The sequence below is a fragment of the Microbacterium sp. NPDC064584 genome (assembly GCF_040687315.1).
GTDB lineage: Bacteria > Actinomycetota > Actinomycetes > Actinomycetales > Microbacteriaceae > Microbacterium > Microbacterium lacus.
Genome location: NZ_JBFBMZ010000010.1, coordinates 152,231 through 168,504 on the forward strand (window position 1 = coordinate 152,231; position 16,274 = coordinate 168,504).

The 16,274-nt window shown below is 71.0% G+C and carries 23 protein-coding genes; 8 read left to right on the forward strand and 15 right to left on the reverse strand.

The window, feature by feature from the left end; translation table 11 throughout:
- Nucleotides 1-9: 9 nt before the first annotated feature.
- From AB0P18_RS14410 to AB0P18_RS14420, 3 genes are all read right to left on the reverse strand, one after another.
- The gene (locus tag AB0P18_RS14410) at nt 10-1,635 is read right to left on the reverse strand and encodes a cation acetate symporter (RefSeq protein WP_344054798.1); all 1,626 of its coding nucleotides are present in this window, start codon (nt 1,633-1,635) and stop codon (nt 10-12) included.
- Complete coding sequence (locus tag AB0P18_RS14415) at nt 1,632-1,982, reverse strand: DUF485 domain-containing protein (protein WP_363360602.1); 351 nt, start codon at nt 1,980-1,982, stop codon at nt 1,632-1,634. The genes AB0P18_RS14410 and AB0P18_RS14415 overlap by 4 nt, the downstream gene beginning before the upstream one ends.
- Before the next feature lie 76 nt (nt 1,983-2,058).
- On the reverse strand, nt 2,059-3,987 hold the full coding sequence (locus AB0P18_RS14420; protein ID WP_363360603.1) for an AMP-binding protein: 1,929 nt from the start codon (nt 3,985-3,987) through the stop codon (nt 2,059-2,061).
- 117 nt (nt 3,988-4,104) lie between these two features.
- Here AB0P18_RS14420 and AB0P18_RS14425 point away from each other — a divergent pair, with 117 nt between their 5' ends.
- Genes AB0P18_RS14425 through AB0P18_RS14440 form a run of 4 tightly spaced genes read left to right on the forward strand, consistent with a single transcriptional unit; the run spans nt 4,105 to nt 7,120 of the window.
- A complete protein-coding gene (locus AB0P18_RS14425) occupies nt 4,105-4,959 on the forward strand; it encodes a LuxR C-terminal-related transcriptional regulator (protein WP_363360604.1) in 855 nt (284 codons plus the stop codon).
- 28 nt (nt 4,960-4,987) lie between these two features.
- Nucleotides 4,988-5,335 (forward strand): Lsr2 family protein, encoded by a 348-nt coding sequence (locus AB0P18_RS14430; protein ID WP_344054805.1) that lies wholly within the window; start codon nt 4,988-4,990, stop codon nt 5,333-5,335.
- 50 nt (nt 5,336-5,385) lie between these two features.
- Nucleotides 5,386-6,294 carry a pseudouridine-5'-phosphate glycosidase gene (locus tag AB0P18_RS14435; protein WP_363360605.1) on the forward strand — a complete coding sequence of 303 codons (909 nt, stop codon included), beginning with the start codon at nt 5,386-5,388 and terminating at the stop codon, nt 6,292-6,294.
- Nucleotides 6,287-7,120 carry a PfkB family carbohydrate kinase gene (locus AB0P18_RS14440; RefSeq protein WP_363360606.1) on the forward strand — a complete coding sequence of 278 codons (834 nt, stop codon included), beginning with the start codon at nt 6,287-6,289 and terminating at the stop codon, nt 7,118-7,120. Before AB0P18_RS14435 ends, AB0P18_RS14440 begins: the two co-directional genes overlap by 8 nt.
- Here the strand turns inward: AB0P18_RS14440 and AB0P18_RS14445 are convergent.
- Both AB0P18_RS14445 and AB0P18_RS14450 read right to left on the reverse strand, forming a co-directional pair.
- Nucleotides 7,108-7,974 carry a hypothetical protein gene (locus AB0P18_RS14445; protein ID WP_363360608.1) on the reverse strand — a complete coding sequence of 289 codons (867 nt, stop codon included), beginning with the start codon at nt 7,972-7,974 and terminating at the stop codon, nt 7,108-7,110. The two genes, AB0P18_RS14440 and AB0P18_RS14445, sit on opposite strands and share 13 nt — an antisense overlap.
- A gap of 118 nt (nt 7,975-8,092) precedes the next feature.
- Nucleotides 8,093-8,599: a flavodoxin domain-containing protein gene (locus AB0P18_RS14450; protein ID WP_363360609.1), complete on the reverse strand. Its 507-nt coding sequence runs from the start codon at nt 8,597-8,599 to the stop codon at nt 8,093-8,095.
- An 82-nt stretch (nt 8,600-8,681) separates the two neighbouring features.
- Here AB0P18_RS14450 and AB0P18_RS14455 point away from each other — a divergent pair, with 82 nt between their 5' ends.
- The gene (locus AB0P18_RS14455) at nt 8,682-8,993 is read left to right on the forward strand and encodes a hypothetical protein (RefSeq protein ID WP_363360610.1); all 312 of its coding nucleotides are present in this window, start codon (nt 8,682-8,684) and stop codon (nt 8,991-8,993) included.
- Here AB0P18_RS14455 and AB0P18_RS14460 read toward each other — a convergent pair.
- Together AB0P18_RS14460 and AB0P18_RS14465 are read right to left on the reverse strand one after the other, a co-directional pair.
- Nucleotides 8,990-9,478, reverse strand: a complete 489-nt coding sequence (locus AB0P18_RS14460) for a MarR family transcriptional regulator (protein ID WP_344054817.1) — start codon at nt 9,476-9,478, stop codon at nt 8,990-8,992. The two genes, AB0P18_RS14455 and AB0P18_RS14460, sit on opposite strands and share 4 nt — an antisense overlap.
- Nucleotides 9,479-9,543: 65 nt before the next feature.
- Nucleotides 9,544-10,056, reverse strand: coding sequence for a 2'-5' RNA ligase family protein (locus AB0P18_RS14465; RefSeq protein ID WP_363360611.1), 513 nt, complete (start codon nt 10,054-10,056; stop codon nt 9,544-9,546).
- Between the two features lie 83 nt (nt 10,057-10,139).
- On the opposite strand from AB0P18_RS14465, the gene AB0P18_RS14470 reads away from it, so the two are divergent.
- Nucleotides 10,140-10,505, forward strand: a complete 366-nt coding sequence (locus AB0P18_RS14470) for a hypothetical protein (protein WP_344054821.1) — start codon at nt 10,140-10,142, stop codon at nt 10,503-10,505.
- Nucleotides 10,506-10,524: 19 nt separating this feature from the next.
- Here AB0P18_RS14470 and AB0P18_RS14475 read toward each other — a convergent pair whose 3' ends face one another.
- The 5 genes from AB0P18_RS14475 to AB0P18_RS14495 are packed head-to-tail and all read right to left on the reverse strand — an operon-like array spanning nt 10,525 to nt 13,849.
- Nucleotides 10,525-11,493 carry a squalene cyclase gene (locus AB0P18_RS14475; protein WP_363360612.1) on the reverse strand — a complete coding sequence of 323 codons (969 nt, stop codon included), beginning with the start codon at nt 11,491-11,493 and terminating at the stop codon, nt 10,525-10,527.
- A 35-nt stretch (nt 11,494-11,528) separates the two neighbouring features.
- The gene (locus tag AB0P18_RS14480) at nt 11,529-12,290 is read right to left on the reverse strand and encodes an ABC transporter permease (RefSeq protein WP_363360613.1); all 762 of its coding nucleotides are present in this window, start codon (nt 12,288-12,290) and stop codon (nt 11,529-11,531) included.
- Nucleotides 12,287-13,144, reverse strand: a complete 858-nt coding sequence (locus AB0P18_RS14485; protein WP_363360640.1) for an ABC transporter ATP-binding protein — start codon at nt 13,142-13,144, stop codon at nt 12,287-12,289. The genes AB0P18_RS14480 and AB0P18_RS14485 overlap by 4 nt, the downstream gene beginning before the upstream one ends.
- Nucleotides 13,144-13,518, reverse strand: a complete 375-nt coding sequence (locus AB0P18_RS14490) for a DUF1048 domain-containing protein (protein WP_344054826.1) — start codon at nt 13,516-13,518, stop codon at nt 13,144-13,146. The genes AB0P18_RS14485 and AB0P18_RS14490 overlap by 1 nt, the downstream gene beginning before the upstream one ends.
- Nucleotide 13,519: 1 nt before the next feature.
- A complete protein-coding gene (locus AB0P18_RS14495) occupies nt 13,520-13,849 on the reverse strand; it encodes a PadR family transcriptional regulator (RefSeq protein WP_363360614.1) in 330 nt (109 codons plus the stop codon).
- 145 nt (nt 13,850-13,994) lie between these two features.
- Between AB0P18_RS14495 and AB0P18_RS14500 the strand changes: the two genes are divergently transcribed.
- Nucleotides 13,995-14,570 (forward strand): flavin reductase family protein, encoded by a 576-nt coding sequence (locus tag AB0P18_RS14500; protein ID WP_344054831.1) that lies wholly within the window; start codon nt 13,995-13,997, stop codon nt 14,568-14,570.
- A gap of 34 nt (nt 14,571-14,604) precedes the next feature.
- The gene (pdxH, locus tag AB0P18_RS14505) at nt 14,605-15,249 is read left to right on the forward strand and encodes a pyridoxamine 5'-phosphate oxidase (protein WP_363360615.1); all 645 of its coding nucleotides are present in this window, start codon (nt 14,605-14,607) and stop codon (nt 15,247-15,249) included.
- A gap of 6 nt (nt 15,250-15,255) precedes the next feature.
- Here the strand turns inward: pdxH and AB0P18_RS14510 are convergent, their stop codons facing one another.
- Genes AB0P18_RS14510 through AB0P18_RS14520 form a run of 3 tightly spaced genes read right to left on the reverse strand, consistent with a single transcriptional unit; the run spans nt 15,256 to nt 16,195 of the window.
- A complete protein-coding gene (locus AB0P18_RS14510; RefSeq protein ID WP_344054835.1) occupies nt 15,256-15,411 on the reverse strand; it encodes a hypothetical protein in 156 nt (51 codons plus the stop codon).
- A 9-nt stretch (nt 15,412-15,420) separates the two neighbouring features.
- Nucleotides 15,421-15,819, reverse strand: a complete 399-nt coding sequence (locus AB0P18_RS14515) for a hypothetical protein (RefSeq protein ID WP_363360616.1) — start codon at nt 15,817-15,819, stop codon at nt 15,421-15,423.
- A 40-nt stretch (nt 15,820-15,859) separates the two neighbouring features.
- Nucleotides 15,860-16,195, reverse strand: a complete 336-nt coding sequence (locus tag AB0P18_RS14520; protein ID WP_363360617.1) for a phage baseplate assembly protein V — start codon at nt 16,193-16,195, stop codon at nt 15,860-15,862.
- Between the last annotated feature and the right edge of the window lie 79 nt (nt 16,196-16,274).

Consider the following 16,274-nt stretch of genomic DNA (forward strand, 5'->3'; position numbering starts at 1 on the left):
TCGGACCGCCTAGTGGTTCGTCGCCTTCTCGGCGCCGTAGCCGGTGAGCGAGCGCACATCCATCTCGGCCGCGCGCCGCTTGTTCTCCGATCCGGGGTGCGAGAGGACAGAGCCCAGCCAGCCGAGGAAGAACCCGAGCGGGATCGACACGATGCCCGGGTTGTTCAGCGGCCAGATCGCGACGCCCGTGTTCTTGAACACGCTCGTCTCGGTGCCCCAGAAGACGGGCGACAGCAGGATCAGGATGATCGCCGCGGCGAGTCCCCCGTACATGCTCCACACCGCACCGCGCGTGGTGAAGCGACGCCAGAACAGCGAGTACAGGATCGTCGGCAGGTTCGCCGAGGCCGCCACGGCGAACGCGAGCGCGACGAGGAACGCGATGTTCTGCCCCTGCACGCCGATGCCGCCGACGATCGCCAGGATGCCGATGATGATCACCGTTCGCCGGGCGACCTTGACCTCGCCGTCGGCCGGGACGTTCCCCTTCTTGATGACGTTCGCGTAGATGTCGTGCGCGAACGAGGCCGCCGCGGTGATCGTGAGACCGGCGACGACCGCGAGGATCGTCGCGAACGCGACCGCCGAGATGAACCCGAGCAGGAACGGCCCGCCGAGCGCGAGCGCGAGCAGCGGCGCGGCCGAGTTGACGCCGCCGGGCGAGGCGAGGATCGTCTCGGGTCCGACGAGCGACGCCGCGCCGTAGCCGAGGACGAGCGTCAGCAGGTAGAAGATGCCGATGAGCCAGATCGCCCACACCACCGACCGTCGAGCCTCCTTGGCGGTGGGAACCGTGTAGAAGCGCATCAGCACGTGCGGGAGTCCCGCGGTGCCGAGCACGAGCGCGATCGCGAGGGAGATGAAGTCCCACGGGTTCTTGCCGTACTGCAGGCCCGGGCCGAGGATCGCGTCCTTCGGATCGGTGACGGATGCCGCCACCGCGCTCTCCAGCAGGGTGTTCAGGCTGAATCCGTTGATCGCGAGGACCCACACGGTCATCACGAGCGCCCCGCCGATCAGGAGGAACGCCTTGACGATCTGCACCCAGGTCGTTCCCTTCATCCCTCCGACGAGCACGTAGACGATCATCAGCAGACCCACGACCGCCACGACGATCGACTGTCCGAGCCGGTCGTTGATGCCCAGCAGGAGCGAGACGAGTCCGCCGGCCCCGGCCATCTGCGCGAGCAGGTAGAACAGGCAGACGGCGAGCGTCGTGAGAGCGGCAGCCATGCGCACCGGGCCCTGCTTGAGCCGGAACGACAGCACGTCGGCCATCGTGAATTTGCCGGTGTTGCGCATGAGCTCGGCGACCAGCAGCAGCGCGACCAGCCACGCGACCAGGAACCCGATCGAGTAGAGGAACCCGTCGTAGCCGTTGATCGCGATCGCGCCCGTGATGCCGAGGAACGACGCGGCCGAGAGGTAGTCGCCCGAGATCGCGAACCCGTTCTGCGGGCCCGAGAACGAGCGGCCCGCCGCGTAGTAGTCCGCCGCGGTCTTGTTGTTGCGGCTGGCGCGGATCACGATGAACAGCGTCACCGCGACGAACGCCGCGAAGATCGAGATGTTCAGGATCGGGTTGTTCTCCACCGTGTCCACGGCGGTCTTCACGGCGGCGAAGACGTCGTTCATGCGCTCGCCTCCTGACGCTCGAGGTCCTCACGGATCTCGGCGGAGATCGGGTCGAGCCGGTGATTGGCGTACCAGACGTACCACATCGTGATCCCGAAGGTCGTGACGAACTGGCCGAGCCCGAGGACGAGGCCGACGGTGATGTCGCCGCTCCCGCGCTGCGCCATGAACTCGGGCGCGAACGAGGAGAGCAGTACGTACGCGAAGTACCAGACCAGGAACGCGATCGACATCGGGAAGACGAATCCCCGGTGCTTGCGCTTGAGTTCCCGGAATCGCGGTGCCGATTCCTCGGCGAGGTAGTCGACACCGCCCGGGGGGACGGTGTCGGTGGATGATTCGGACATGGTGAGGGCCTCCTTGCCTTCGTGGTGCCGTCTTCGTGTTTCTGCGGGGGGTCTCGTCTTGCGGTCTCGGCGGGGGTCAGGGGTGCACGACAGCGCCCCGGAGCGCCTGCTGCAGGTCGTCGAGGACCGTCGGGTCCTCGATCGTGGCGGGGATCTTGTACGGCTCGTCGTCGACGATCTGCCGCATGGTCTTGCGGAGGATCTTGCCCGAGCGGGTCTTGGGCAGCCGGTCGAGGACCGTGACGTCGCGGAAGGCGGCGACCGGACCGACGTGCTCGCGCACGAGGGCGACGAGTTCGCGCTCGAGGACGTCGTGCGCGATCGGGTGGTGGGCCTTCAGCGTCACGAAACCGGCGGCGCGCTGACCCTTGAGCTCGTCGCGCACGCCGATCACGGCGCATTCGGCGACGGCGGGGTGCATCGTGAGGACCTCCTCGAGCGATCCGGTCGACAGCCTGTGCCCCGCGACGTTGATGACGTCATCGGTGCGGCCCATCACGAACACGTAGCCGTCCGCATCGATGTGCCCGGCATCCCCTGTCGCGTAGAACCCGGGGAACGCCGAGAGGTACGCCTCGCGGAAGCGGCCGCGACTCCCCCAGACGCCACGGAGCGTGCCCGGCGGCAGCGGCAGCCGGAGGGCGATGTTGCCCTCCGGGCTCGACCCGTCCGGTTCCGTGCCGGTGCGGTCCCGACCCTTTCCGTCGAGGATGCGGACGTCGTAGCCGGGCATCGGGACCGCGGTCGACCCCGCTTTGCCGGGCAATCTCTCGACGCCGACGGGGTTCGCGCAGATCGGCCAGCCGGTCTCGGTCTGCCACCAGTGGTCCACGACCGGAACACCGAGCCCGTCGTTCGCCCAGTGCCAGGTCTCGGGGTCCAGGCGCTCGCCGGCGAGGAACAGGGTCTGCAGCGTGTCCAGCGCCCCGGCGGGGAGCTCCTCGAGATCGGGGTCGACGCGGCGGATCGCACGGAGGGCCGTCGGGGCGGTGAACATCGTCTTCACGCCGTACTCGGCCACGACGCGCCAGAACTCCCCGGCATCCGGTGTGCCGACCGGCTTGCCTTCGAAGAGCACCGTCGTCGCCCCGGCGAGCAGCGGTCCGTAGACGATGAACGAGTGCCCGACCACCCATCCCACATCGGAGGCCGTGAACATCGTGTCGCCGGGGCCGATGTCGTAGATGTGGCGCATCGTCCAGGCGAGCGCGACCGCATACCCGCCGGTGTCGCGCACGATGCCCTTCGGGGCGCCGGTCGTGCCGGAGGTGTGCAGGATGTACAGCGGATCGGACGACACGACGGGCACGGGCTCCGCCGGCTCCGCCCCCTCGGTCACGTCGTCCCAGTCGACGAACCGCACGTCCGCCACCGCGTCCGCCAGGTCCGCCGCCGATCCGGGCACCGCGGCGCGGTCGCGGACGACGACCGTCGAGACGATGCCGGGGGCGGCCTCCATGGCCTTCCGCACGATCGGCAGATACTCCACGATCCGGCCCGGTTCGAGGCCGCCTGAGGCCGTGATCAGGACCGACGGGCGGGCGTCGGCGATCCGCATCGCGAGCTCGGTCGCGGCGAATCCGCCGAACACAACGGCGTGGATCGCGCCCAGACGGGCACACGCGAGCATCGCGATGACCGCTTCGGGCGTCATCGGCAGATACAGCAGCACGCGGTCGCCGCGTGTGACGCCGAGGTCGCGGAGGGCGCCGGCGAAGACGGCGACGCGATCCCGCAGCTCGGAGTACGTGTAGGCCTTGCGCGTCCCGGTCATCGCGGAGTGGTAGCGCAGCGCGACGGACTCGCCGTGTCCGGCATCCACGTGGCGATCGAGGCAGTTCGCACTCATGTTGAGAGCGGCGTCGGGGAACCAGGTCCAGGACTCCTCGCCCTGCTCGATCACACGGGCGGGCTCGACACTCCACTGCACGGCGGATGCCGCCTCCCGCCAGAATCCGGCGGGGTCATCCAGGCTGCGACGCCACTGCGAGGCGTATCCGAGCATGAGGGTTTCTCCTTCGAAACGACGCTCCTTCGGCCATCGGGCCGACTTCGCCCCGGTGGTAGGGTCGACGCTACGAAAAGCGGCGAGGACGCCGTCACCCCCGGAAGTAGGTAGTGCGTGGCAGCGCGGACCGGCCCCGACAGCGACGCCCAGCTCGTCGCGCGTGCGGTCGCGGACCTCGCCCGCCAGACGCAGTTCCCGTTCGCGTTCGGCGGTCTGGAGCGCGACGGCGCGGTCGAGGTGACCGCGACGGTCGGCACGCGGACCCGTCACCTGCAGGGCCTCGTGGTGCGTGCCGAACGCGGCCTCGGCGGGCGTGCGCTCGTGGAGAAGCGGCCCCGGCTGGCGCTGGACTACCGCACGTCGCGCAACATCACGCACGACTACGACCGCGCGGTGCTGGGCGAGGGCGTCGCGACGCTCTTCGCGATCCCCGTCGTCGTGACCGGCGACGCGCGGGGTGTCCTGTACTGCGGGACATGGGCGCAGTCCGCGGTGAACGACGTGATGGCCCGCCCCGCATTCGGCATCGCCGAGGCGCTGGCGAACGAACTGCGGGTGCGCGACGAGGTGGAGCGCCGCCTCGCGTTCGCGCCGGCGGCGTCGCCTGCTCCGGGCCTGGATGCCGCCGCCCGAGAAGAGCTGCGTGAAAGCTACGCCGAGCTGCGCAGCATCGCCGCGGCGGTCGCCGATCCGGACGTCCGTCAGCGCCTCGCCGCGCTCGAGCAGCGGCTCGCGGCGCTCTCGAGCGACGGGATCACCGGTCCCGCGCCGAGCGTCGCGCTGTCTCCGCGCGAGACCGACGTCCTCGCGCGCGTCGCGCTCGGCGCCACGAACGCCGAGATCGCCTCCGCGCTCGCGCTGAAGGAAGGGACCGTGAAGTCCTACCTGCAGTCGGCGATGGGGAAGCTCGAGGCCTCGACGCGGCATGCCGCGGTCATGAAGGCCCGGCGGGCGGGGATCCTCCCCTGAGACCGGTTCAGCGCGTATCCTGCCCCTCATGGCCCGAAGAATTGTGCACCAGCTCGTCGACGACCTCGACGGCTCCCTCCTCGAGATCGGTGAAGGCGAGACAGTGCTGTTCTCGCTCGACGGCACCGCATACGAGATCGACCTGACCGACGAGAACGCCGCGGCGCTGCGCGCCGCTCTCGCCCCGTACGTCGCCGCCGGACGCTCGATCTCCTCCGCCCGCGGTGCGAGCGCGGCATCCTCCCGCCCGCGTCGCCGCTCCGGGCAACAGGATTACAGCGCGATCCGGGTGTGGGCTAAGGACAACGGATACCAGGTCTCGGAGCGGGGCCGGGTTCCGGCATCCGTCATCGAGGCGTACGAAGCCGCGCACTGAGAGCACGTGACGAGGCGCGTCGGGCCGATGCCCGGTGCGAGGATGAACGCATGTCCGCTCTCGTCGTCTCCGAAGAGGTCTCCGCCGCGCTCGAGCGCGGTGCCCCCGTCGTCGCGCTCGAATCCACGATCATCTCGCACGGTCTGCCGCGCCCGCGCAATCTCGCCGCCGCCGAGGAGTTCGAGACGATCCTGCGGGAGCGCGGCGTCACACCTGCGACGATCGCCGTGCTCGACGGCGTCGCGCACGTCGGGCTGCACGCGAGGGGCCTGCGGCGCATCGCCGAGGAGGATCTCGCGAAGGCGAGCGTGCGCGACCTGCCGATCATCCAGGCGCGCGGCGGCAGCGCGGCGACGACGGTCGCCGCGACGTCGCATCTGGCCGCGCTCGCCGGCATCCGCGTGTTCGCGACCGGCGGCCTCGGCGGCGTCCATCGCGGGGCGACCGACACGTTCGACGAGTCCGCGGACCTGGGCACGCTCGCGCAGACCCCGATCACGGTCGTGAGCGCGGGGGTGAAGTCCGTCCTGGACATCGCGGCGACGCTCGAGCGCCTCGAGAGTCTGAGCGTCCCGGTGATCGGGTACGGCACCGACGTCTTCCCGAGTTTCTGGCTGCGTGAAAGCGCCTCCACGCTGGACTGGCGCGTGGATGCCGCCGCCGAGGTCGCCGCGATCATGCGGGCGCAGGACGCCCTCGGCAACCGCCAGGGCATCGTCGTGGCGAACCCCGTCCCGGCCGATCAGGCGTGGGATCCGGACGAGCACGACCGGGTGCTCGCGCAGGCGCTCGCCGAAGCGGATGCCGCACACATCACGGGCAAGGCGGTCACCCCGTTCCTGCTGCTGCGCATCGTCGAGCTCTCCGGGGGCCGGAGCCTCGAGGTCAACCTCGATCTCGCCCGGAACAACGTGCGCGTCGCCGGCGACATCGCCACGGCGTGGACCGCACGTGGGTGACCGACCGCGTCTGCTCGTCGTCGGGGATGTGATCGACGACACGATCGTGATCCCCTCGGGTCCCATCCGCGCCGACACCGACACCGTCAGCACGATCCGGCAGGTGCCGGGCGGATCGGCGGCGAACACGGCGGCCTGGCTGGCGGCGCTCGGTGCGGACGTGTCGTTCGTCGGCGCCGTCCACCGGGCCGATGTGGACCGTCACCGGACGGCCCTGCCCGGGGTCGACGCCCGGCTGCAGCCCTCCGACACGCCGACCGGGGCGATCATCGTGCTCGTCCAGGGATCCGAACGCGCGATGCTCACCGACCGCGGGGCCAACGCCGATCTCGACTTCGACGCGATCCCCGACAGCCTGATCGGCGATCACGTGCACCTGACGGGACACGCCGTGGCGGCATCCGACGGCAGCGCGTTCGCGCGCTTCATCGGCCGCGCGAAGGATGCCGGCGCGACGGTGTCGGTGAGCCCCGGATCGGTCGCCTACATCGACGCACTCGGTCCGGACCGATTCGCCGCGGTGATCGCCGGAGCCGACGTCCTCATCGCGAGCGCCGCCGAAGCAGAAGCTCTGGTGTTCGCGCCGCCGTCGGCGACCCTCGTGCTGACGCAGGGGGCGGACGGAGTGATCGTCGACGGCGTGCACGTCCCCGCGGTCACCGCCACGGCCGCGGTGGATCCGACCGGCGCGGGCGACGCGTTCTGCGCGGGGTTCCTCGCGCGGTGGAGCGTGGACCGGGATGCGGTGGCCGCCGCGCGGGAGGGCGCCGCGGTCGCTGCCCGGGCGGTCGGGATGATCGGGGCGCGGCCCGTTCAGCCGAAGTAGTTGACCTTGAGCTCGTCCAGGGCGATCTGCACGCCCTCATCGGGCGCCCACCGGATCACCATCCCCTGCCCGGGGGACATCGCGAGCGGGCGGTCCTCGGGGGCGATGTCGATGTAGGGCACGGTGACGTCCAGGAGACCGGAGAGGAACCGGTCCTCGCGCTCGCAGCGCGAGAAGGTCTTGTCGATGCCTTCCAGCAGGAGGCAGCGCTGATCGGTGTGCGCCGCGCGGCCGAGCCAGACGGTCATGCCGTAGTACGAGCCGAGAGACTGCGACCACCGCAGCGCCCCCTCGATCGGGAAGGTCGGCGGAGCCGGCTGCGGCACATAGCGCGAGAGCGAACGGTCGAGCGGGATCTCCAGCAGCGTACGCTCGGACGCGTCCTGTGCACGGAGGACGAGCTGCGGGCTCGGCGTCGGCGCGGCCGCCTCCGGGTCCGGGGGCGCCGTGCGGTCGAGCACGAGTCCGGCGACGATCAGGGCGCCGACGACGAGCACGGTCCCCACCACGATGTGCCGGCGGCGCGGTGGCCGTTCGGGTCCTTCCGTCCACCGATCCGGAGGATCTGGGCGGGACAGGGGGTCCTGCTCCCCCGGATCGGCGGCGTCCGCCGGATCGGCGGCGTCCGACGGGTCGGCGGCGGCCGCTGGATCGGCGGCGTCCGGGGCGCGGGCGGCGGTGTCGGGCGCGGGGGGCGCGGCGGGCGCCGCTGCCAGGGCGGCTTCGCGCGCGCGGCGCACCTGCTCTTCGAGCTGCTCGAGCCGGGCGAGCGCATCGGGGTCGGCGTGGATGTCGGCATCCGGAGCGTACGCACGACGACGCAGGGCCTGCAGCTCCGCGGCGTCCTCGTCCACACCCTCACGCTAGCCCGGTCACGCCCCCGCGCGGGCCGTCTCCCGCTGTTGCCGTGAAACGACATCTGCGCGTCGAGAGGGTGGGTGAAGCCCACGGTCTGGACGCGCAGTTGTCGTCTCAGCGGCTCGGGAGAGCAGCGACGAGCGAACGCGCCCACTCGACGGCGCGGCCGAGCTCGCCGTCGATGAGCGGCCCCTCGTATCCGTGCACCCGGAACGTCTTGGCCTTGATGCCCACGTCGAAGCCGAGCGTGCGCAGTTCGTGCCGCGCGGCTTTCGCGGCCGACCCCGGCAGGCGCGGCGCGTCCACCCGCGTGTCGAACGTCGCGGCCACCACTGGCCGATCCAGGTGCGGCAGCGCGGCGATCCACTCGCGGATGCCGCGCTCCGGCGCCCGCGGAGCCCCGTGCTGCGCGACCGCGGCCTCCCGCGTGGAGGGCCTCGTCATCGAGAAGCCGTGCGTGGGACCTCCGACGACCACGAGGTCGGCATCCGCCACATCGGAGGGTGCGGACTCCGCCTCCACTACTTGCACCGACATCGTCCGGCCGAGCTCATCGGCCACCGTCTTCGCGATCCGCTCCGTGTTGCCCCACTGCGATTCGTACACCACCAGCGCTCTCATCGTCTTCTCCTCCGGAACCCATGCCACACCCGCCGCCGCCCGGCGGCCAGAGCCGAAGGTCCTGCACCGCTAACCTCGAGCCATGGAGGACTGGGAAGAGGACGCGGCGGAAACCCTCGAACGCCTGACGCGTTCGCCGATGGCGGACGCGGTGCCCGGCACGATCCGCATCGTCTCGCTCTCGCAGCCGACCGGGCGGATGCGCTACCAGACGTGCGAGATGGACCTGATCCTGCAGGCACCGGGGATCGACGCCGAGCCGCTGCGGACCGAGGTCGTGCTGGATCGGCGGTACTGGCCGGACGCCGGCATGGTGCTGCGCGCGCGGATCTCGCAGCGGCAGCCTCGCATGATCGACGTGAACTGGGACGCTCTCGCGCGCGAGAAGCGCTAGCCCATCAGCGGGCGGAGCATCCGGGCGAGGGCGTCGATCTCGTCGTCCTTCAGCACGGCGAGCGCGCGGGCTTCACGGCGGATCAGCTCGGTCATCGCGGCATCCACCCGGACGATGCCCTCCTCCGTGATCCGCACGAGCACGCCGCGGCCGTCACGCGGGTTCGCCTGCCGCTCGACATAGCCGCGGTCGACCAGGTGCGTCAGGCGGTTCGTCATCGCCGCACTACCGATCATCGTGCGCTGGATCAGCTGCGCGGGGCTCAACTCGTGCGGCTCGTCGGCCCGGCGGAGCGCCGCGAGCACGTCGAACTCCCACGACGCCAGGCCCGCGGTCGCGAACGCGCCGGCGCGGATGCGCCCCAGCCGGATCGAGACGCGCCGCAGTCGCGACATCACCTCGAGGGGGGTCACATCGACGTCGGGGAGCCGCCGCGCCCACGCATCGATGAGCACATCCACCTCGTCCGGGCCCTGTTCCTCCACACCACGACGCTATCGACACCTGCGCGAACCGGGGTCGCGGCGACGCGGTCCGTCGGCGAAATCGCTCAGCGCAGCACGGTGATCGTGGCGGATGCCGCATCCCACCGCCGCAGCGTGGTGCCGGTCCCGGCGATCGGCGGCCCGATCAGCGCGAGGGCGTCCGGGAGGGCGTCCAGTCGGAGCCGGCGCGCCAGACTCACGTGCGGTGTCCAGTCCGCCGCCGCGGTGTGCGGCAGGTCCTCTCCGGATCCCGCGGCGGTGTGCACCGCCGTGTGCAGGGCGCGGAGTTCGTCGCTCGGCTCGACGCGCCAGGCCAGCACCCCGCGGTCGCCGTGGGCGAAGACGACGGGTTCGGCGAGCGTGACCGAGACCGGGAGCGTCGCCGCCGCGCGCGCGAAGGCGGCGCGGGGGGCGTCGAGGGTCGGCCGGGCGAGCAGCGTGAGGTGCGGGCGATTGCTCGGGGACGTGTGCGCTCCGAGGCTCGACATGCCGGCATCCGCGAGCGCCCGCCAATCGGCCCGGACGCGCGCGTCGGTCGCGTCATCGAGCACGAGCTCGATGCTCACCACGTCGGCCATGCCGCTCCTCCCGAGCCCTCCCGATGTCGGAGGCGCGGGAGTAGCCTGGCACCCTCGGCCGGAGAAAGGGAATCCCGACCGAGATGGCCGACTGGCACCCGATCCTCGCCGCGGTGGAGGGCCCCACCGGAACGTGGCGGCTCGTCGACCCGCAGGGTCGGGAGTACGGGCGGGTCGAGTTGCGCCGCGTGCGGACGCGGCGAGCGGATGCCGCTCCCCCGGCGTCCGATGCGGTCATCCCGCAGCCGGAGGACGTGGCGCGCTACCGCGCGGTGTGGGGCGACGAGCTCCTCGGCTGGGCGACGACGCTGCGTCACGCGTGCGAGAGGGTGCACGGTGCATACGTGCGCGCGCACGGTCCGGTCCCCTTCGCGGGGTACCCCGATCTGCGCCCGCGGGGTGCCGAGGTCGACGAGTTCGCGGCGCGCCGCCACCGCGGATCCCGGTGACCGTCATCCGCACTGAGCCTCAGGTCGCGGCATCCCACCATTCGAGGACCCGCGTCGCCTGCAGCGTGAGCCATCGCGACGGCTCCCCCTCGGGCACATCCACGTCGAACCAGGTGCGTCCGGCGAGCGGGGTCGTCTGCAGCCATCGCCCGTCGGGCGTGCGGGCGGCGCGGACGACCTCGATCGCCTCCGCGAGCCGCGCGTCGGGCGGTGTGCCCTCGTGGAGAGACACCTCGCGGAAGTGATCGAGCGCCGCGAGCGCGCTGTACCGGTGCCGGTTCGGGGACACGAAGCGATGCACGAACTCGCCCACGGACTCCCCGGTGCTCGCCCGGAACATCAGCCGCCGCGAGAGCAGGTACTCCTCACCGCCGTGGCGGGCTTCGCGCAGACCCGTGTCGCCGGTGAGCTTCTCGTAGGCGAGCATTCCGCGCACCGCGTTGAGGGTCGAGTGGAACGACGAGCGCACCGAGTCGCCCTCTTCGGCCTCGCAGTTCCAGCCCCCGTCTTCGAGTCGGTGCGCGGGGAACCACGCGGCGAGCTGCGACACGTCGGCCCCGAGCCACGCGCCGGCCGCCAGCGTGTACGAGTTGATGCACACGTCCACCTCGCCACCCCAGTACGGCAGGTCGTCGTACTCCCACCGCGAGTTCGCGGCGAGCTTCTCGGCGGTGCCGGCGAGCTCCGACGCGTCCACCCCCCACTCGCGCAGGTCCTTGAGGACCCAGGTCGTCGCGACCCACGGCTGCCCGGGTTCTTGAGCCTCCGGACTGTCGAAGAAGCCCGCGGGGAAGAACGCGCCGCCCGCCCACTGCCCGTCGGCGCCCTGTTCGGCCAGCAGTCGGGCGCCGAACCCCTCCGACGCGACGCGCGCTCGCGTCGCCTCCCAGACCGCGGGGTCGGCCCCGGCGAGATCGCGCTCGACCTGCCAGCGGAGGGCGGGGTCGGAGTCGAGGAGCCAGTCGAGTGTGCGCGCGTCAGTCACCATGGCCGCACGATAGCCCTCATCGCCGACACCCGGTCTCAGCGCAGCCGCCGGCGGTACACCGCCATCGCGACGAGGTACGCGGCGATCAGGATGCCGACGCACCAGGCCAGTGCCACCCAGATCTCGCTCCCGACCGGCTGCCCGGTGAACAGCGCGCGCAGCGTGTTGACGATCGGAGTGACCGGCTGGTTCTCGGCGAACCACGCCACCGGTCCGGGCATCGACGCGGTGGGCACGAACGCCGAGCTCAAGAACGGCAGGAAGATCAGCGGGTACGAGAACGCGCTCGCCCCGTCGACCGTCTTCGCGGAGAGCCCCGCGATCACCGCGAGCCAGGTGAGGGCCAGCGTGAACAGGATCAGGATGCCGATCGCGGCGAGCCACGCGAGAGGACCGGCCCCGGTGCGGAAGCCGACCGCGAAGCCCACGCCGATGACGACCGCGAGCGAGACGAGGTTCGCGACGAGCGAGGTGAGCACGTGCGCCCACAGCGCGCTCGAGCGCGCGATGGGCATCGACTGGAAGCGCTCGAAGATGCCGCCCTGCAGATCCATGAAAAGGCGGTAGGCGGTGTAGGCGATGCCGGACGCGATCGTGATGAGCAGGATGCCGGGCAGCATGTAGTCGATATAGGACGCGGCGCCGGTGTCGATCGCCCCTCCGAAGACGAAGACGAACAGGAGCATGATCGCGACGGGCGTGACCGCGGTCGTGATGATCGTGTCAGGGCTGCGCAGGATGTGGCGCAGCGACCGCCCGGTGAGGGTCGCCGTGTCGGCGGCGAAGTGGGCGCTCATCGCCCTTCCTCCGTCTCGTGGTGAAAGCGCGGGGATGAATCAGCACGTCGGGCCTGCTTCGCGTCACTGGAGGCCGGAATCTCCCCGGGCTTTGACACCCCTGCCTGGTCACCGACGATCGCGAGGAAGATCTCCTCGAGCGTCGGCTGCTTCTGGACGTACTCGACCTGCGGTGGCGGCAGGAGGGCGGTCAGTTCGGCGAGCGTGCCGTCGACGATGATGCGCCCCTCGTGGAGGATCGCGATGCGGTCGGCCAGGTGCTCGGCCTCGTCGAGATACTGCGTCGTCAGCAGCACCGTGGTCCCCGCGTCCGCCAGCCGGCGAACGGTCTGCCACACCTCGATCCGCGCCTGCGGATCCAGGCCCGTCGTCGGCTCATCCAGGAAGATCACCGGAGGATCGCCGATCAAGCTCATCGCGATGTCGAGGCGGCGGCGCATGCCGCCGGAGTACGTGCCGGCGCGCCGGCGCGCGGCATCCGTCAGCGCGAAGCGCTCCAGCAGATCGTCGGCGACCGCGCCCGGCGAGCCGACGTGCCGGAGACGTCCCACGAGGACGAGGTTCTCGCGTCCGGTGAGCATCTCGTCGACAGCGGCGAACTGGCCGGTCAGGCTGATCGCCTCGCGAACGCGGGCGGGCTGCTCCGCCACGTCGATGCCGTCCACCTCGATCACTCCGGCATCCGCTCCCAGCAGCGTCGCGAGGATGCGGATGATGGTCGTCTTGCCGGCGCCGTTCGATCCGAGCAGGGCGAACACGCTGCCCCGCGCGACCTCGAAGTCCACACTCCGCAGGACCGCCACATCTGCGAAGGACTTCTGCAGTCCGTGGACCCGGATGGCGGCATCCGCGATCACGGCTCTTCCTCCGCTTCGATCCGCCGGATGGTCTCGGTCAGGCGCGCCCGCTCCTTGTCGATCCACCGCTTGCCGGTGTACGCGGCCGCGAAGGCGTCGGCGAACTCCACCGGATCCTCGCCGACGATCGCGGTGACCGGCGTCTGATCGGCGGCCGCCCGCTCCCACAGATCGGCGAAGTCGTGCAGCATCGTCATCATGACGGCCGGGTCGCCGTCCACGATGCCGCCGTTGTACATGAAGTAGCGCTCGAACGACGCGGCCGCCGTCTGGTACGGCTCGGGAAGCGCCTTCACACGGGCTCGGTACCGCCGCCATTCCTTCTTGTCATCGAGCGATCCGGTGATCACCTCGAACCACTTGGCAGCCATGTCACACCTCTCTGTCGCGGAGCCGATCGATACGGGTCTGGAGGAAGCTCCACGTCTTCCAGAACTCGGTGAGCTGAGCGCGTCCGTGCGCGTTCAGCGAGTAGACCTTTCGGGGCGGTCCCTTCTCGGAGGGGACTTTCTCGACGTCGACGAACCCGCGCTGCTCGATGCGGATCAGCAGGGCGTAGACCGTCCCCTCGACGAGGTCGGTGAAGCCCTCGTCGCGGAGTCGCGCCGTGATCTCGTAGCCGTATGCGGGCCGATCGGCGAGCACCGCGAGCACGATGCCTTCGAGCGTGCCCTTGAGCATCTCGGTCATCTGACTGGCCATGCCGTCCCACCTACCCTGTGTCGCTGACTACCGGTACAAAGTAACACTGAGTACCGGTACTACGCAACACTGAGTACCGGCGCGTGTGTCGGTGTGTTTCACGCCCGCACGCCGCAGGCCTCGGGAGTGAATTAGCGTCGAAGACATGACCGGTTCCGCGGCCAGCCGCCCCCACGATCCCGACCACGCTCCCGCACGGAGCCTGGGCGCGTCGGCCACGGCCGACGAGTTCAAGGCCCTCTTCCGCGGTCACCCGGGCGGCATCGCCGTGATCACCGCGTTCGGCGAGCACGGGCCGGTGGCGCTCACCGCGTCCTCCGTGTCGTCGGTGAGCGCGGACCCGCCTCTGCTCATCTTCTCGGTGTCGGCGATCTCGTCGGCGACGCCCGCGATCGCCGCGGCGGAGTCGATCGTCGTTCACCTGCTCGACGCGGACGACATCGACGTCGCGCGGCTCGGCGCGCAGAGCGGGGTCGACCGCTTCGCCGATGCGACCGCCTGGACGCGGCTGGCCACCGGCGAGCCGGTCTTCCACGGCGTGCGGGCGTGGGCGCGCTGCGCGATCGTGAGCCGGATGGATGCCGGGAGCTCCACCGTCATCGCCGCTCAGGCCCTGCAGATCAACATCGAGCGCGACGTCGAGCCCGGGCATCACGGCAACGCCCTGGTGTACCACAACCGCCAGTGGCACCGCCTGGGCGAGCACTCCCGCCTGGACTGATCCTCCGCCCCCGACGCGGGGCTATCGTCTTCGTGTGACCGATCCCGCCCTGCACCGCCACACCGACTACGGCGCCGAGAGCCTCGATGAGAGCGACGTCGGATCCGACCCGATCGAGCAGTTCGAGTCGTGGCTCCTCGAGGCCGCGGACCGCGGCGTCTACGAGCCGAACGCGATGGTCGTCGGCACGATCGGCGAAGACGGCACTCCCTCCAGCCGCACCGTGCTGCTGCGGGCGGTGGATGCCGAGGGCTTCGTCTTCTACACCGACCGGTCCTCGCGCAAGGGCCGTGCCCTCGCGGCGCACCCGGTCGCGACCCTGCTCTTCCCCTGGTACACGCTGCACCGCCAGGTGATCGTCACGGGCGAGGTCTCGCGCGTGGACGATGCCGAATCCGACGCCTACTGGGCGACGCGCCCGCACGGGTCGCGCCTCGCGGGGACGGCGAGCGCGCAGTCGCAGCCGATCTCTTCGCGCACGGAGCTCGAGGCGCGCGTGGCCGCGCTGGAGGAGCAGTATCCGGAGGGTACTGACGTCCCCCGCCCCGAGCGGTGGGGCGGCTACCGGGTGCGCCCGTCGCGCGTGGAGTTCTGGCAGGGCCGCAGCTCGCGCCTGCACGACCGGATCGTCTTCATCCGGCGTCAGGACGGCTGGGACGTGGAGCGGCTCCAGCCCTGAGCGGCTTCAGGGTCGGCCGTCATCCACCCACCGTGAGTGCGCCTTCAGTGCGCTGAGCACCGCGCCGCGGATGAGGAAGTACGCGCCGACCACCGCCCCGGCGATCAGGAGCCCGTAGATGACGAGGATGATCAGGTGCCAGCCTGCGAGTCCGGAGAACATCCGTCCACCCTATGACGGGCCGGGCTCGGGCTCGTCGAACGCCCGCCGCAGATACCGCGGTGCCTCCGCGCGCCACGCGTCGATCACGAGCTCGCGCAGGTGCTCATCGTCGATCGCCCCGAGGCGGAACGCCACCTTGGGCTCGCACCACGCCGTGGTCGTGCGCAGGAAGACCTCGGGCGCCATCTCCACCAGTGCGAGCGCGTCGACGCGGTCAGCGACCTTCACCGCGACGACCGGCTCGGAGGCGATGATCGCCCGCATGTCCGCGGGGATGCTGGGCCACGGGTGAACCTCCCAGGCGAACGGCCGATTGCGCACGAACCACGATGCGCCGCTCGTGCGCTCGCGCTCCTCAACACCGGGCAGTCCCGCGACGGCACGACGGATGTGCTCGATCGTCGCCATGACCCCACGGTACGACCGGCCACCGACACCGCGGCGGCGGTCACCGATACGGGTTCGCGGTCTCGCCGCCGTCGGCATCCGCGGTCCCGGCGAAATGCCCGCGATCCCACGCGTCGCCGAGCGCCTCGAGGTCGCGCGCGAGCGCGTCGCGGCGGGCCGGACGACCGGTGAGACCGAGGATCACCGGTCGCTCGGGGTCATCGCCCTCGAAGTCGACCCACACCTCCGCCCCCTCCGCAGGGTCGTGCGCGGCGAACGCCGCGAGAGGGAACACCCGCGCCGCCCACACGTCGACACCCGTGCCGAGCCGCACCTGAACCCGGTCGCCGCCCTCCGGGTCCGTCGTCGACACCACAATTGCGCGCTGGATCGCCATGCGGACACGCTAGCGCGACCGGTCTCGAGGACCGCGCGTGCACAACTCCTCAGATTCGCGGCGAAATCGGTCCATGAGG